This is a genomic window from Phragmitibacter flavus (assembly GCF_005780165.1).
Lineage (GTDB): Bacteria > Verrucomicrobiota > Verrucomicrobiia > Verrucomicrobiales > Verrucomicrobiaceae > Phragmitibacter > Phragmitibacter flavus.
In genome coordinates this window covers 109,037-124,171 of the sequence record NZ_VAUV01000011.1, presented here as the reverse complement: position 1 = coordinate 124,171, position 15,135 = coordinate 109,037, and the positions used below count along the sequence as shown (strand labels likewise).

At 57.7% G+C, this 15,135-nt stretch carries 12 protein-coding genes and 1 pseudogene; 8 read left to right on the top strand and 5 right to left on the bottom strand.

Features of this window, described 5'->3' with window-relative positions:
* The first annotated feature begins 86 nt into the window (after positions 1-86).
* Both hisD and polA read left to right on the top strand, forming a co-directional pair.
* Positions 87-1,379 carry a histidinol dehydrogenase gene (gene hisD / locus FEM03_RS15775; protein WP_138087245.1) on the top strand — a complete coding sequence of 431 codons (1,293 nt, stop codon included), beginning with the start codon at positions 87-89 and terminating at the stop codon, positions 1,377-1,379.
* Between the two features lie 313 nt (positions 1,380-1,692).
* Positions 1,693-4,533, top strand: a complete 2,841-nt coding sequence (gene polA / locus FEM03_RS15770) for a DNA polymerase I (protein WP_138087244.1) — start codon at positions 1,693-1,695, stop codon at positions 4,531-4,533.
* Here polA and FEM03_RS15765 read toward each other — a convergent pair.
* From FEM03_RS15765 to FEM03_RS15750, 4 genes and pseudogenes are all read right to left on the bottom strand, one after another.
* Positions 4,530-4,820, bottom strand: a pseudogene (locus tag FEM03_RS15765) (DUF5615 family PIN-like protein); the annotation flags it as partial. The gene polA and the pseudogene FEM03_RS15765 overlap by 4 nt on opposite strands.
* Before the next feature lie 34 nt (positions 4,821-4,854).
* On the bottom strand, positions 4,855-5,082 hold the full coding sequence (locus FEM03_RS15760; protein ID WP_138087242.1) for a DUF433 domain-containing protein: 228 nt from the start codon (positions 5,080-5,082) through the stop codon (positions 4,855-4,857).
* A gap of 48 nt (positions 5,083-5,130) precedes the next feature.
* Positions 5,131-6,348: an ABC transporter permease gene (locus FEM03_RS15755; protein WP_138087241.1), complete on the bottom strand. Its 1,218-nt coding sequence runs from the start codon at positions 6,346-6,348 to the stop codon at positions 5,131-5,133.
* A 149-nt stretch (positions 6,349-6,497) separates the two neighbouring features.
* Positions 6,498-10,169, bottom strand: coding sequence for a hydantoinase B/oxoprolinase family protein (locus FEM03_RS15750; RefSeq protein WP_138087240.1), 3,672 nt, complete (start codon positions 10,167-10,169; stop codon positions 6,498-6,500).
* A gap of 133 nt (positions 10,170-10,302) precedes the next feature.
* On the opposite strand from FEM03_RS15750, the gene FEM03_RS15745 reads away from it, so the two are divergent.
* The 6 genes from FEM03_RS15745 to FEM03_RS15720 all read left to right on the top strand — a co-directional run bounded on the left by FEM03_RS15745 (position 10,303) and on the right by FEM03_RS15720 (position 14,302).
* Positions 10,303-10,557: a hypothetical protein gene (locus tag FEM03_RS15745; protein WP_138087239.1), complete on the top strand. Its 255-nt coding sequence runs from the start codon at positions 10,303-10,305 to the stop codon at positions 10,555-10,557.
* Between the two features lie 79 nt (positions 10,558-10,636).
* Positions 10,637-11,485, top strand: coding sequence for an MNIO family bufferin maturase (bufB, locus tag FEM03_RS15740; protein WP_138087238.1), 849 nt, complete (start codon positions 10,637-10,639; stop codon positions 11,483-11,485).
* Positions 11,460-12,374 carry an HvfC/BufC N-terminal domain-containing protein gene (locus FEM03_RS15735; protein ID WP_138087237.1) on the top strand — a complete coding sequence of 305 codons (915 nt, stop codon included), beginning with the start codon at positions 11,460-11,462 and terminating at the stop codon, positions 12,372-12,374. Before bufB ends, FEM03_RS15735 begins: the two co-directional genes overlap by 26 nt.
* Positions 12,375-12,412: 38 nt before the next feature.
* A complete protein-coding gene (locus tag FEM03_RS15730; RefSeq protein ID WP_138087236.1) occupies positions 12,413-12,892 on the top strand; it encodes a DoxX family protein in 480 nt (159 codons plus the stop codon).
* 40 nt (positions 12,893-12,932) lie between these two features.
* On the top strand, positions 12,933-13,508 hold the full coding sequence (locus FEM03_RS15725; RefSeq protein WP_240772805.1) for an RNA polymerase sigma factor: 576 nt from the start codon (positions 12,933-12,935) through the stop codon (positions 13,506-13,508).
* A 14-nt stretch (positions 13,509-13,522) separates the two neighbouring features.
* Entirely contained in the window at positions 13,523-14,302 is a 780-nt protein-coding gene (locus tag FEM03_RS15720) for a DUF3379 domain-containing protein (protein ID WP_138087235.1), read from the top strand.
* Between the two features lie 39 nt (positions 14,303-14,341).
* Here the strand turns inward: FEM03_RS15720 and FEM03_RS15715 are convergent, their stop codons facing one another.
* On the bottom strand, positions 14,342-15,067 hold the full coding sequence (locus FEM03_RS15715) for a tetratricopeptide repeat protein (RefSeq protein ID WP_138087234.1): 726 nt from the start codon (positions 15,065-15,067) through the stop codon (positions 14,342-14,344).
* Positions 15,068-15,135 lie beyond the last annotated feature (68 nt).

Below are 15,135 nucleotides of genomic sequence, written 5' to 3'. Positions count from 1 at the left end.
CTGAAATTGGGAAGGTTGATTGGGAGGTTGCGAAGGTGGGGAAGGGATTCTATGGTGCGGGTTCATTCGTTTTATCTATTTCCTGCATGAAAATCATTCGTTACACGGACGCCTTTTTTGTTGATGAACTGCGTCGATTTGACCGTCGTGCCGAGGCGTCGGAGGCGGTGCGTGAAGTGGTGGGAGACGTGGTGAAGGCGGTGCGGGAGCGAGGGGATGAGGCGTTGATTGAGCTGACGAAGAAGTTTGATGCGGCGGAGTTGCGGGTGCGGGATTTGCGGGTTTCGCAGGACGAGTTGCAGGCGGCTTGGGATGGGGTGGAGCCTAGGGTGCGTGAGGCGTTGGAGGCTTCGCATCGGAATGTGTCGGAGTTTGCGCGGCAGAGTATGCGCAAGAACTGGAGCATGGTGAATGAGCAGGGGGCGGAGGTGGGCGAGGTGTTTCATCCGTATCAGCGGGTGGGCTTGTATGTGCCTGGCGGGACGGCGCCGTTGGTGAGCACTTCGTTGATGACGGTGGCGATTGCGGCAGCTGCAGGAGTGCCGGAGATCGTGGTTTGCACGCCTTGTGGCAAGGATGGGACGGTGAATCCGGGTTTGCTGGCGGCTCTGAAGCTGGCGGGGGCGACGGAGGTTTATCGGGTGGGCGGTTCGCAGGCGATTGCGGCGATGGCTTATGGGACGGGGACGATCAAGCCCGTGGTGAAGATTTTTGGGCCGGGAAATGCGTATGTGGTGGAGGCGAAACGGCAGGTGTTTGGGGTGGTGTCGGTGGATCTTTTGCCGGGACCGAGTGAGGTGATGGTGCTGGCGGACAAGACGGGGAACGCGGCGTGCATTGCGGCGGATTTGCTGGCGCAGGCGGAGCACGGGAAAGATAGCGGCGTGGCGTTCATTACGGATGATGAGGGGTTACTAGGGGATGTGGTGAGGGAGATGGAGGTGCAGGGAGAGAAGTTGAGCAGGCAGCAGATGATCAAGTCGGTGCTGGAGAAGGAGTGTGTGTTGATTTTGGTGCCGACCCTGGAGGATGGGGTGGAGCTGGTGAATGCGTATGCGCCGGAGCACTTGAGTTTGATTGCGGAGCGTGAGGAGGAGATCATGCAGATGGTGCGCACGGCAGGGGCGATCTTCCTGGGGAATGCGTCGCCGGTGGCGGTGGGGGATTTTCTTGCAGGGCCGAGTCACACCTTGCCGACGGGCGGGGCCGGGAAGTCGTTTCCGGGGTTGACGACCGAGATGTTTTCGAGGAGGACGAGTGTGGTAAGGTTGAGCAAGGAGGCTTGTGCGAAGAGCGAACCGATCGTTCGGGTGTTTAGTGAGATTGAGGGGTTGGATGCGCACGGGGAGTCGGTGGCGATTCGGGGGAGGGTTTTGTAGGGGGATGGAAGTAGTAGCCGACGTGAGGAGGCTCTGAACTAGGAGGGTGGTTGGGGGCGTGCGGAGATTGATATGGAGCCTCCTCACGTCGGCTGCTACGGGATCTGATGCGAAGTGAAACTTCGCGGTCCATGGAGGGCTTTTTTTAACCACAGATGGACACAGATAAACACAGATATGGTTTCCAATATGCGAACCGGAAGTCAGGACATCTGTGTTAATCTGTGTCCATCTGTGGTTGAAAGATGTTGAAGGATTTGTTGTGAGGAGAGATTTCTGATTTCGCGGTTGGGGTTCCTGTTTATGGTGGGGGATGGCGAATCGTCTCTTCCTCCTCGACTGCATGGCTTTGCTTTATCGGGCGCATTTTGCGTTGATCAAAAAGCCGATCTTTACGAGCGATGGGGTGAATACGTCGGCGCTGTTTGGGTTTGCGAACACGGTGCTGGAGATCATGCAGTCGCAGAAGCCGACGCATTTGGGGGCGGCATTTGACAATGCGGTGCCGACGCCGAGGCACACGTTGTTTCCGGATTACAAGGCGCAACGGGAGGCGATGCCGGAGGATCTGGCTTTGGCGATTCCGGCGGCAAAACGATTGCTGAATGCGATGCGGATTCCGGTGTTGGAGGTGGATGGGTATGAGGCGGATGATTTGATCGGAACGCTGGCGCGGGTGGCGGAGTTGCGGGGGGATTTTGAGACTTACATGGTGACGCCGGACAAAGATTTTGGGCAGTTGGTGGATGCGCGGACTTTTATTTACAAGCCGGGCAGGCAGGGAAGCGATACGGAGATTCTGGGTGTGAAGGAAGTGTGCGAACGCTGGGGGGTGTCGAGTCCGCTGCAGGTGATTGATTTGCTGGGCCTGATGGGGGATGCGAGTGACAACATTCCAGGGGTAAAGGGCGTTGGCGAGAAAACGGCGGCGAAGCTGATTGCGGAGTTTGGCTCGGTGGAAGGGTTGTTGGCGAATGTGGACAAGGTGCAAGGGAAGTTGAAGGACAAGATCGCGGAAGGGGCGGAGATGGCGAAATTATCGAAGGTGCTGGCGACGATCATGGAAGATGCGCCTTTGCCGGTGGGATTGGATGAGTTGGAGTTGAAGGGGTTTGATGACGAGACGTTGAAGGCGATGCTGGTGGAGTTCGAGTTTAATGCGCTGGGTCGGCGGTTGTTTGGGGAGGATTTTAAGGCGGGGCGGGGTCGGCAATCGGTGGCGGCGGCGGTGGGTGTTGGTGGAGATGTGGATTTGTTTGGGGTGGCGGACAAGGTTTCGGCGGCGGGAGTGACCAAGGTGGAGAAGGTCGCGGTGGAGGTGTTTAAAGATCCGGCGTTGAAGACGATGGCGGAGGTGGAGCATCGGTATGAATTGGTGGTGACGGCGGAGGATCGGAAGCGTTGGGTGGATAAGTTGAGTGCGGTGGACGAGTTTTGTTTTGATACGGAGACGGATGGATTGGATGCGTTGACGGCGCGGATGTTGGGGGTGGCGTTTTCGGTGGGGGCGCATGAGGGTTGTTACTGGCATATTCCGGCGGAACCGGCGGAGCATCTGGCGGTGTTGAAAGAGTTGAAGCCGGTGTTGGAGTTATCGAAGGCGGTTAAGATCGGGCATAACTTGAAGTTTGATTTGCGGGTGTTAAAGGCGCATCACATTGAAGTTAGCGGACCGTTTTTTGACACGATGCTGGTGCATGCATTGGTGGAGCCGGATCAGCGGCATGGGATGGATTATTTGAGCGAGCGTTATTTGAGTTACTCGCCGGTGTCGATCACGACTTTGATTGGTGACAAGAAGGGGATTCAGACGAGCATGGCGGATGTGCCGTTGGACAAGTTGGCAGAGTATGCCGCGGAGGATGCGGATGTGACGTGGCAGTTGGCGCAGCGGTTGAAGCCGGAGCTGGAGAAACTGAATCAGGCGAAGGTGTATGAGGAAATTGAAGGTCCGTTGTTGCCGGTGCTGGCGGCGATGGAGCAGGCGGGGGTGAAGGTGGATGTGCCGACGTTGGAAGAGTTTGGATTGGAGCTGGAGAAGCAGGCGGGGGAGTTTAAGTCGAAGATCAATGAGCTGGCGGGGGTGCCGTTTAACTTGAATTCACCCAAGCAGTTGGGAGAAGTGTTGTTTGAGCATTTGAAGCTGGCGGAAAAACCGAAGAAGACGGCGACGGGACAGTATCAGACGAATGAACAGACGTTGCAGTCGTTGAATGGGAAACATCCGATTATTGAGTATATCTTGTCGTATCGGGAGATGACGAAGTTGAAGAATACTTATGTGGATGCGTTGCCGCAGGCGGTGAGTGAGGCGTCAGGTCGGGTGCACACGACGTTTCATCAGTTGATGGCGGCGACGGGGAGGATGGCTTCGAGTGATCCGAATTTGCAGAACATTCCGATTCGCACGGGGTTAGGAAGGGAGATTCGGAAGGCGTTTGTGCCGGAGAAAAATGGATGGGTTTTGTTGAGTGCGGATTACTCGCAGATTGAGTTGCGCATCATGGCGTCGCTAAGTGGGGATGTGGCGATGATGGAGGCGTTTAAGGAGGGATTGGACATTCACCTGGCGACGGCGGCGCGGGTGTTTGGGGTGGAGTTGGAGGGGGTGTTGCCGGAGATGAGGCGGACGGCGAAGATGGTGAACTTTGGGATTATTTATGGGATCAGCGCGTTTGGATTGGCGCAGCGTCTGGGGAATGTGTCACGGACGGAAGCGGGGGTGATTATCGAGAGTTACTTCAAGCAGTATCCTGGGGTGAAGTTTTATATGGAGAAGGTGGTGGAAGATGCGCGTCGGGATGGTTATGTGGAGACGTTGTCGGGAAGACGGCGGTATCTGCGGGACATCAACACAAGCAATGCGGCAACGCGGAGCGGGGTGGAGCGGATGGCGATGAATGCGCCGATTCAGGGGACGGCGGCGGACATGATCAAGCTGGCGATGGTGCGCGTGGATGAGGCGTTGCGGGTGAATAGGATGAGGTCGCGCATGTTGTTGCAGGTGCACGATGAATTGCTGTTTGAAGTGCCGCTGGAAGAGGTGGAGCGGGTGAAGCCTCTAATCAAGGATGCGATGGAGGGGGCCTTGAAGCTAGAGGTGCCGGTGGTGGTGGAGACGGGCACGGGGGGGACGTGGCTGGAGGCGCATTAACGCACTTCAACGATCCGCTGGTGGTTGGTGAATGCGGCTTCGATATGAGGCCAGTTGTTCTCCAGAACTAGCAGCAGTGTTTGTTTTCGACAGTTTCCCAGGCGCAACCAAAGGAGACGACCTTGATCGTTGGGGCGGGTGGCAAGGAACAGGAAATCTTCGTCCTTGCTGACCATCAACCGCGGTTGTTCTTTGGTAATATTCCACAAGGTGCGATCGTCTGTCTTTGCGAGGCCGATGTCCAAGACATGGATGGCGTTGTGACCGAGGGAGGTTATCCATCGGGCAACTGTGTGGGGAGTTGGTTATCAACGAGAAATTTCACGCACTCGCGGTGAGGACGGCATGATCGGTCTGATGGGCGGCGTATTGCAGTGCTGCGAAGATGTCATCTTTTTCGAGGAAGGGATAGTCTTCGAGGATTTCTTCGTGGGTGGCGCCGTGGGCGAGCAGGTCGAGGAGGTCGGTAACCCGGAAACGGTATCCACGAATGCAGGGTTGCCCGCCGCATTTGCCTGATTCGAGGGTGATTCGGTTCAGCAGGTTCATGGCTGGAGGACACGCACTTGAAGGGTGATTGGCAAGATGGGGATGGTTTTACTCGTAGCGGAGGGCATCGATGGGGTCGAGGGCGGCGGCTTTCTTGGCGGGGTAGAGTCCGAAGAAGACTCCGACGGCGGCGCTGAAGCCGAAGGCGGTGAGGACGGCGGTGGTGGAGACGAAGGTGGGCCAGCCGGCGAAGTGACTGAGGGCTTCGGCGGTGCCGTAGCCGAGGATGATGCCGATGACTCCGCCGAGGCAGCTGAGGGTGATGGCTTCGATGAGGAATTGCAGCATGATGTCGCTGCCGTGGGCACCGACGGCCATGCGGATGCCGATTTCGCGGGTGCGTTCGGTGACGCTGACGAGCATGATGTTCATGATGCCGATGCCGCCGACGAGGAGGGAGACGGAGGCGATGGCACCGAGGAGCATGGTCATGACACGGGAGGTGGAGGTGGCCATTTCGGAGATTTCGTCCTGGGTGCGGACGGTGAAGTCGTCGTCGCGTCCAGGCCCGATGTTGTGGCGTTGGCGGAGCAGGGAGGTGATTTGTTCCTGAGCGGATGCGACTTCTTCGGCGCTGCGGGCCTGGACATTGATGAGGCGGACGCGATTGGCACCAGTGAGGCGTTTCATGGCGGTGGTGTAGGGGACGACGACGGTGTCGTCCTGGTCGCTGCCCATGAGTGAGGTGCCTTTGCTGGCGAGCAGGCCGACGATGGTGAAGGGGACGCCCTGGGTGCGGAAGGTCTGGCCGACGGGATCGATGTTGCCGAAGAGTTGGCTAGCGGTGGTTTTCCCGATCACGGCGACTTTGGCGGCGGTGCGGACGTCTTGTTCGGTGAAGCCGGTGCCCGATTCGAAGGCCCATTGACGCATTTCAAAGTAGTCGGAGGACTGGCCGAGGAGGTTGGTGAACCAATTTTGGTTGCCGGCAGCGACTTGGGTGCCGTCGCGAACTTCGGGGCTGACGGCGCGGACACTGGGGAGTTCGCGTCCGATGGCGAGGGCGTCTTCGATGGTGAGGGTGCCGGCTCCGCCCCAACCGCTGCGAACGCCGGAGGTGCTGCTGCTGCCGCTGAAGATTAGGATCATGTTTTCGCCGAGGGCGGCGATCTGGTTTTCGACTTGGGCGCGGGCGCCGTTGCCGATGCCGACCATGGCGATGACGGCGCCGACGCCGATGATGATGCCGAGCATGGTGAGGATGGAGCGCATTTTATTGCGGCGGAGGGCGCGGGCGGCGATGCGGAAGGTGGGGCCGATTTTCATTGAAAGGATAAAGGCGAAAGGATGAAGGATAAAAACACGGAATACAGCCGCAGGAGGAGTGGGGAATGGATCAGGGACTGGTAAATATCTGTGATTTGGAATTTTCTTTTAAGCACAGATGGGCACGGATTGATGCCCATGGATTCGGATTAAGATGATGGGCTGCCCCAGGCTCCGCCGCCGGGGGTTTCGATGATGAGACGGTCGTTTGTTTCTACATTGAAGGTGATGCTGCTGGGCAAGGGTTGAGGTGGCTGATTAGGACGGATGAGGGATTGTTGACCGGGTTGGGCATTTTGACCACCGTGTTTTCCAAAGGGGGTGGTGGTGCGGTGTTGGGTAAGTAGTGAGACGGTCAGTGGGGCGAGCCATTCGATTTCGCGAATGACGCCGTTGCCGCCGTTCCATTGACCCTGGCCGCCCGAGTCGGGGCGGATGGAGAATTGATGAAGTCGGACGGGATACCTGCGTTCGAGGACTTCAGGGTCGGTGATGGCGGTGTTGGTCATGTGACTGTGACGGGCGTCGGCTCCGTGATAGCCGGGGCCTGCGCCAGTGCCGCCGCAGATGGTTTCGTAGTAACCGAACTGGTCATTGCCAAACAGGAAGTTGTTCATGGTGCCCTGGCTGCAGGCTTGGAGGTCAAGAGCTTTGATGAGGGTGTCGACGACGCGCTGGCTGATTTCGACATTGCCTCCGACGACGGCGGGAAGCGGAGAAGTGTTGAAATTGGGGTTGAGGAGGGTGCCGGGGGGGATGGTGATGTGGACGTCGGTGAGGAGCCCTTCGTTGAGGGGGAGGTTTTGTTGGAGGGCGAGACGGAGGACGTAGAGGATGGCGCTGTGGACGATGGCGGGGGTGGCGTTGAGGTTGCCGGGATGTTGGGGACTGGTGCCGGTGAAGTCGATGTGGATGGTATTGGGGGTGGTGGAGATGGTGACGTTGATGAGGTTGCCGTCGTCGAGGGATTCCTGGGCGGTGCCGGTGGTGAGGTTGGGGATGAAGTGCTGCATGACCTGCCGGGATTCGGCGAGGATGGTTTGCATGCTTTCGGTGAGATGGGGGGATTCGCGATGGAGTTCGAGGAGACGTTGGGTGCCGAGTCGGTTGGCGGCGAGTTGGGCGTGGAGGTCGGCGAGGTTGTCGTCGATGGATCGGGTGGGATGTTTGGCGTTGAGAAGGAGGTCGCGGATGGTGTCGAATTGGGGTTCGCCTTGAAAGACGAGGGGCATGGGGGGGATGATGACGCCTTCTTGTTCGAGGGTGGTGGCGTTGGCGGGCATGGAGCCGGGGGAGATGCCTCCGATTTCGGCGTGATGGGCACGGTTGGCGATGATGCCGAGGAGCTGGTTTTGGTCGTCGAAGACGGGGGTGATCAGGGTGACGTCAGGAAGATGGGAGCCACCGAAGGCGGGGTGATTGGTGATGAGGGTGGTGCCGGGTTCGGGGGGATGTTGTTTGAGCACTTCGCGGACGCAGACGCCTAGGGCACCGAGGTGAACAGGGATGTGGGGGGCGCTGGTGAGAAGGGTGCCTTCGGAAGTGAGAAGGGCGCAGGAGAAGTCGAGTCGTTCGCGGATGTTGGTGGAAAGGGCGGTGCGACGCAGCAGGGCACCCATGTCTTCGACGATGCCATGGAGGCGGTGGCGGAGGAGATCGAGGGGGAGTTGATGGTTGGTGGTTGAGGGTTGTGAGTCTGAGCGGAGGATCCAGCCGTGGGGAGGGTGATTGTTGGCCATCCAGCCTTTGGCGATGACGAGGGTGCTGAAGGCGTCCTGAATGAGGTCGGGACCGGAGATGGTTTGGGTGGGTGGGGAGGGCGTGGCGACTCCGTAACTTCCGACGGCGGTGGCAATCACGCGAAGGCTGACGAGTTCGATCTTTTTGGTGGTGGGGGCGGGATAACCGAAGAGGTTCAGGTATCGCTGACGGAAGTCTTGATGAAGTGAGGCGGGGTCGTGGAACTCGATTTGAAGTGGCGTGTCCTGGCCGGTGAGTCGGAGTTCGGCGATGCTTCGAAGGAGAGGGGTTTCATCGTTCCGGGTGATGGTGAGAAGTTGTTTGGCGGCTTCGTGACTGAGGTCGCTGAGGATGAGAGGGAGGTCGGGTTGGACGTGGTCGAGGGGCTTGAGAATCTGGCGTTGGGCGAAGCGTTCGGGTTGGGCTTGTTGGAGGCCGACGGCGCTGAGGATGCCGGCGTGATGGGGGATGAGGATGGTGTGCATGCCGAGGGCGTTTGCCAGGTCGCAGGCGTGCTGGGGGCCGGCTCCGCCGAAAGCGAGGAGGGCATAGTTGGCGGGGTCGTATCCTTCGAGGACCGAGATCTTGCGGATGGCGTCGGCCATGTGCTGGTTCGCAAGGGCGAGGAGGGAGTCAAGAAGTTCGGATGCGGTCATGTGGCGACCGCTTTGTTGGTTGATTTGGTCGAGCAGTTCGGTGAGGCGAAACTGGGCGGCGGCGCGTTGCAGGGGGATGGGAGCGCGGTCGGGGTCGAAGCGGTTGAGGAGGAGATTGATGTCGGTGACGGTGAGGGGGCCGCCTTTGCCGTAACAGGCGGGTCCGGGGTCGGATCCGGCGCTGTGAGGGCCGACGGCGAGGCCGCTGGGAGTCCAACAGCAAATGCTGCCGCCGCCGGCGGCGACGGTTTCGATGGCGATGCAGGGACTCAACAGGGTGAGGCCTCCGACGTTTTGTTGAAAGCGGTAACTGACGGTGCCGTCGAGCCGGGCGACATCGGTGCTTGTGCCGCCCATGTCGAAGGTGATGATGTTTTTGAAGCCGAGGTCGCGGGCGGAGTTGAGGGCACCGAGGACGCCAGCGGCGGGGCCGGAGAGGAGGAGGTCTTTGGGTTGAATGGTGTCGGCCGGTTCGAGGGACGCGGCGCTGGTCATGAGGTGCAGGGTGGAGTCGGAAGAGAGGGGCGATTTGACGTCACGGATGAACTTTTCCACGGGGCCGGTGAGGTAGGCATTGGCGACCGCGCTTTGGGCGCGTGGGAGGATTTTGATGAAGGGGGCGAGTTCGCTGCTGAGGGAGACGTGGGTGAAGCCGGATTGAAGAAGAAGTTCGCGGACGCGTTGTTCGTGGCGGGGATTGAGGTCGCTGTGGAGGAGGGCGACGGCGGCGGTGTGGATGCCTTTTTGGATGATCGATTGAGCGGCTTGGAGGAGGGCGGGTTCGTCGAGCGGGGTGAGGATTTCTCCTTTGGCGGTGAGTCGTTCGTGGACTTCGCAGACTTGATGGTAGTGGAGTTCGCGGGGTGGGTGATGAAGGGCGAAGAGGTCGGCGCGGCGTTGGTCGCCGATGACAAGCAGGTCGGCAAATCCGGCGGTGATGAACAGGGCGATGTCGGTGCCTTTGCGTTCGAGCAGGGCGTTGGTGGCGCGGGTGGTGGCGAGGCGGAAGTCGACTTTGGGGAAAGGGTGGTGAAGGGGGGTGTGGGTGATCAGGCGGGCGGCGAGAACGGGGGCGGCTTCGTGGGCTGTGAGTTCGACGAGCAGGCCTTCGGTTGTTGGAAAAGGCGGGGCGTCGAGTTCGACGAGCGTGCGATGGTTTACAACCCGGGAGCTGAGGATGGGGTGCGAGGTGCCGCTGGAGGTTAGGAAGCGCAGGGTGTAGCCGTTGAAGAAGTCGTCTTGTTGGTCCCAAAGATCGGATAGCTGAACGGTGTTGGCATTGATCCATTTTTCAGCGACGGCGCGCAGGCAGCCGCTGGAGAGGACTTTGGCGCGGTGCTCGGTGCCGTCGGGGGCGAGGGCGTGGCAGTCGGTAAAGGTTCCGCCGGTGTCTGCTGCGATGCGCCAGGTGGGTGTCGAAGTCATGAAAGTATTTTTATTTTTTTATCAATCTGGGAATAAGTGCCGGCCTTGTTGCTCCTACGTTCGACTGTCCGCAAAAGCGGTCTGGTCAACTTAGCAAAATTGAAACCATCAGTTACCACTAACCACGAATATCATGAGCACCAAACATCTTATTGCCAGCGCCGCATTTGCAGGTCTTCTCTCAGGAGCCTACGCTTCCTCCCATCAAAATCCCGTCACGGATGCTCCGGGCGTGTTGATTGAAAAAATGGCCAGCAAAGGCGAGCATGCCTGCAAAGGACACAACGAATGCAAGGGCCAGGGTGGTTGCAAGTCCGGCGACAATGGTTGCAAGGGCAAGAACTCCTGCAAAGGCAAAGGCGGCTGCGCCACCAAGAAAGACAAGTAGTCGCGGGTCGATCAGCGCCATCAGGGTCGCGTGCCCTGATGGCGGTTTGATGAATGGAAACTCACATTGAGAAGCTGTTATGCCTGCCAATTTTTTCAACAATCATACCGACTATGGTGTGGGCGTGGGACTTCGGGTTCCGCATTACCGCCACATTCTGGAAAAGAAGCCGGTGGTGGATTGGTTTGAGATCATTTCTGAAAATTTTATGGTGGATGGGGGAAGGCCGTTGGAGATTTTGGATCAGATCCTGGAACAATACCGGGTGGTGCAGCATGGGGTGTCGATGTATTTCGGGAGTGCGGAGCCGCTGAATCGGGAGCATTTGAAGAAGTTGAAACGTCTGGTGAAGCGGACGAATACGCCATGGCTGTCGGACCATTTATGCTGGGGCAGTGTGGATGGCAGGTATACGCATGATTTGCTGCCGATGCCTTACACGATGGCGGTGGCGAAACATACGGCTTCAAAAATCCGCGAGGCCCAGGATTTTTTGGAGGTTCCGATCTGTGTGGAGAATGTGAGCAGTTATGCGGAGTTTCATCAGAGTAACATGACAGAATGGGATTTTTTGACGGAGGTGGCGGAGGCGGCGGATTGCGGGATTTTGTTGGATGTGAACAACATCTATGTTTCGTCGGAGAATCACGGGTTTGATCCTTTGGATTATGTGAGGAATGTGCCGGCCCACCGCGTGGGGCAGATTCATCTCGCCGGGCATTCGAGGTTGGAGAAGGTGATTCTGGACACTCATGATCAGCCGGTGCCTGATCCGGTTTGGGCCTTGTATGCGGAGACGATTAGATGCTGCGGGCATACGGCGACGTTGCTGGAATGGGACGATCGCATTCCGAGTTTTGACGAGGTGCATGACGAAGCATTAAAAGCGAATCTTTATCTTCATGAAAACGCCGTATTGCCCGTCTGATATCGACTCGTTGCAGGGTCTTGCTGAGGTGCAGCGTTTGATGGCTCACGCGGTCATGCGTCCACTCGCTGCCGACGAGGGGATGCGTCGAACCTGGGAGGATGGGAAAAGGACGAGGTCGGTGGTTGCTTCATTCATGAAGGGGAATGAACAGATGAATGGGTTTGATCGGTTAGAGATATACAACCGGCAGTATTGGTTTCGGTTGCTGGACTGTTTGTATGAGGATTACCCCGGATTGCGCGTTTTGCTGGGGCAACGGCGATTTCAGAGGATGTGTGTGGCTTATTTGAGCAAGTGTCCGAGTCAGTCGTTTACGTTGCGCAATTTGGGATCGCGCTTGGAGGAGTTTCTTCGTGCGGAACCGGTGTGGACGGGAGAACTTCAGTCGATGGCGGTGGATGTGGCGCGATTTGAATGGGCTCAGACGGTGGCGTTTGATGAGGCAAAGCGACCGGCCTTGAAGGTGGATGAGCTGTTGGGGAAGAATTTGGATGAGTTGTGTTTGAGGTTGCAGCCTTATGTGGTGCTGCTCGAACTGGATCATGCGGTGGATGTGTATTTCATGGCGGTGCGAAAGTTTGAGTCAGGCATGCGCAAAGAGGCGAGTCATGCGATGACGGGTGAGTCGAGGAAGAAGGTGCGCAGGAAGGTGAAGTTGCCTGTGAGGGAGCGAGTTCATCTGGTGGTGCATCGGTGCGACAATGATCTGTATTTTTTGAGGTTGGAGAAGGAGGCGTTTCTGTTGCTGGAGGCGTTGGGTCGCGGGGATGGTTTGGCGAGGGCGTTGGATCTGGCTTTGGCCGATGCGGATGGAGCGATGGACTGGATGGTGAAGGTGCGCGGGTGGTTTGAGCAATGGGCAGCACTCGGTTGGTTTTGTAAGTGAAGTGAGGTGAAGCGAACGAAATGTGAAAAGGTGACTTTATGAGTGAAGATTCGAAACTGAAACGCGGTTGGCTCGGGTTGAACGAGGGGCTCGCCAGGATAGGATCATCGTTGGTTGATCCAGTGTTGCTATTGATCCGGTTTTATTGGGGTTGGCAGTTCTTTCTGACGGGGAAAGGCAAGCTGATGAATCTGGATGGAACGGCGGAGTTTTTCGGTGAGCTTGGGCTGCCGTTGCCGAAGTTTCAGGCAATGATGGCCGGGGGAGTGGAGTGTGTTGGAGGATTGTTGTTGCTGGCGGGATTGTGTTCCCGACTTGCGGCGCTGCCGTTGATCGTGGTGATGATGGTGGCCTATGCAACGGCGCATGTGGAGGAGTTGAAGGGGATGTTTTCGGACTCTGATGCGTTTGTGACGGCGGCACCTTTCTTGTTTTTGCTGGCTTCCGTGCTGGTGTTTGTCTTTGGCCCAGGGAGGTATTCGGCGGATGTTTTGTTGCTTAAATCTCGCCGGGCATGAGGTGCAGACGGGCCTGAGTTGGTTGAACCTGCTGTTATTCATGGAGTTTTCCGTTGACCAAGGGGAGGATGTTCGGTTGGCTGTGCCATCAATGGATTCCAAGGTGGATTTTCAGCAACTGGTGGATGGGCATTATGCGGCATTGTATCGCTTTGCCTTCAGCATGTGCCGGGCTGAAGCGCAGGCGAAGGATCTGGTGCAGCAGACGTTTCTATTGTGGGCGAGGAAGGGGCATGCGTTGAAGGATGCGACGAAGGTGAAGACCTGGTTGTTTACGACGCTGTATCGGGAATGGCTGGCGGTGGCGCGTCGGGAAAAAAGGTTCGAGTCGGTGGAGTTTGAACCGGAGAGACACGAGGCGGTGGATGAGCCTGCAGCTGAACCGGTGGAGGTCGATGGGGCGATGTTGCAACGTGCCCTCGACGAGCTGGCGGTGGGTTACCGAGCGCCGTTGGTGCTGTTTTATTTGAAGGAGTTGTCTTATAAAGAGATTGCGGAGGCTTTGGACATTCCCGTGGGGACGGTGATGTCGAGATTGTCGAGGGGCAAGGGGTTGTTGCGTGATATCTTAAACAGGACCCAGAACGTAACTACCAGCAGGGGGGCGGTGGAATAGTTTTTGATGCGAAGATGATGAGACCGGAAGATGCCAGAAACGAATTGGATGCCAGCACGTTGCGCCCAGGGGATGCTTCGGAGGCAAGCCGTGCCTTGGCGGCGGGGGATGCAGAACTTCAGCAGTGGTTGGAAAAACGGAGCCAGTTTGATGAACAGGTGGCCGGGGCGTTGGGTGAGATTCCGGTGCCTGCGGGATTGAACGATGACATCTTGAAAGCGATGGAAATGGAGCGCGATTTGGAGCCGTCAGTGTCCAAACGGAGGGTGGGGATGTTGCCCTTGTTGTTGACGATGGCGGTGGTGATCGCGCTGGCGGGTGTCTGGTGGTGGAACGATGCGGGAGGAACGGGGAAGGATTGGGAGAGGCAGGCGCTGTCGATGGTGAAATCGATTGATTCGCACGAGGTGAGATTGGACCGTTTTTCTGGCGACCTGGCCTTGTTGAAGGCGTCGCTTAAGGAAGTGGGATCGCCGATGCCGGAGGAGTTGCCTGATGGGTTTGCGGCGATGCGCAGTCTTGGCTGCAAGGTGTTTGAGGTGGAGGGGCGTCCAGCCTCAGTGATTTGTTTTGAAATTGCGCCGGGTCAGGAAGCCCATTTGGTGATGGTGGGCGTTGAGCCGGGGGTGCCGGAAGCAGCAACGAAGTTCGAAAGTCGCGGTGAATGGCAGGTGGCGACATGGAACAAGGGAGGTCAGCGTTACATGCTGGCAACAAAGGCTTCTGAGGAGGTTTTGAAGGGGGTGTTTGCGACTTTGATGGACAAAGGGAGTCGGAGCTTTTTGATTGTTTGAGCGAAGTGCAAATTCGCGGTCTCTTGCCCTCGGCGCAGATTATTTTTGGAGCTCGTCGGGAATGCCGAGGCTGTCGATCCAGCGGGCTTCGATGAGGGAGTCGACGTAAGGAACGGTTTGCTCGGGTTGTTTGAAAATTTGGGAACCTTTGTTGAGCCAGGTGTGGCCGTCGACTTTGTCTTTTTTGTGAAATGACATGGCGGCGCGGGCATAATAATAGGCGGGGGTGTCGTCCATGAAGGTGAAGTTTTTCATGGTTTCTTCAGCGGCGGTCAGCTTGTCCTGTTTGAGTTGGGAGACGAGAATTTTGAATAGGGTGATGTGGCGGATTTCGACGCGCAGTTTGGGGTAGGTGTTGAGGAGTTCGGTGAAGCCTTTTTCGGCCTCGGTGTATTGACCGCGGACATAGTTGAGCTCGAGGAGATTGAAGCGGGGCTCGAAGGCACCGGGGTGGAGGACCTGGGCTTTTTCGAACTGCTCCTGGGCTTTGTCGAAGTCGCGCATGGCGGTGTAGACGCTGCCGCGCATGTTATGAAGGATGGCGGTGCCGGGTTTGATGGCTTCGGCTTCGTTGATTTTTTCCATGGCATCGAGCAGCTGGCTCTGCGCCTGGAATTGCTGGGCTTCGCTGACGAGTTTGCCGAATTTTTCGTTTTCAGCAATGGCTTCTGGGCTTGGTGGCTGACCTTCCTGGGCCTGGATTTGAAGGAATGGCGTGACAAGGAGGCAGGCGGCAAGGATCGCGGAAAAGTGTCGGAGCGTCATGATGGGATGGATACTAGCGGTTGGAGATGGGGTGACAAACAGGAAGTGATGTCGCGAAGAAGGGTGAC

What these genes read in the sequence shown, in the direction of transcription:
- hisD (WP_138087245.1), top strand. Translation starts at nt 87, where the DNA reads ATGAAAATCATTCGTTACACGGACGCCTTTTTTGTTGATGAACTGCGT.
- polA (WP_138087244.1), top strand. Translation starts at nt 1,693, where the DNA reads ATGGCGAATCGTCTCTTCCTCCTCGACTGCATGGCTTTGCTTTATCGG.
- FEM03_RS15760 (WP_138087242.1), bottom strand. Translation starts at nt 5,082, where the DNA reads ATGAACCTGCTGAACCGAATCACCCTCGAATCAGGCAAATGCGGCGGG.
- FEM03_RS15755 (WP_138087241.1), bottom strand. Translation starts at nt 6,348, where the DNA reads ATGAAAATCGGCCCCACCTTCCGCATCGCCGCCCGCGCCCTCCGCCGC.
- FEM03_RS15750 (WP_138087240.1), bottom strand. Translation starts at nt 10,169, where the DNA reads ATGACTTCGACACCCACCTGGCGCATCGCAGCAGACACCGGCGGAACC.
- FEM03_RS15745 (WP_138087239.1), top strand. Translation starts at nt 10,303, where the DNA reads ATGAGCACCAAACATCTTATTGCCAGCGCCGCATTTGCAGGTCTTCTC.
- bufB (WP_138087238.1), top strand. Translation starts at nt 10,637, where the DNA reads ATGCCTGCCAATTTTTTCAACAATCATACCGACTATGGTGTGGGCGTG.
- FEM03_RS15735 (WP_138087237.1), top strand. Translation starts at nt 11,460, where the DNA reads ATGAAAACGCCGTATTGCCCGTCTGATATCGACTCGTTGCAGGGTCTT.
- FEM03_RS15730 (WP_138087236.1), top strand. Translation starts at nt 12,413, where the DNA reads ATGAGTGAAGATTCGAAACTGAAACGCGGTTGGCTCGGGTTGAACGAG.
- FEM03_RS15725 (WP_240772805.1), top strand. Translation starts at nt 12,933, where the DNA reads ATGGAGTTTTCCGTTGACCAAGGGGAGGATGTTCGGTTGGCTGTGCCA.
- FEM03_RS15720 (WP_138087235.1), top strand. Translation starts at nt 13,523, where the DNA reads ATGATGAGACCGGAAGATGCCAGAAACGAATTGGATGCCAGCACGTTG.
- FEM03_RS15715 (WP_138087234.1), bottom strand. Translation starts at nt 15,067, where the DNA reads ATGACGCTCCGACACTTTTCCGCGATCCTTGCCGCCTGCCTCCTTGTC.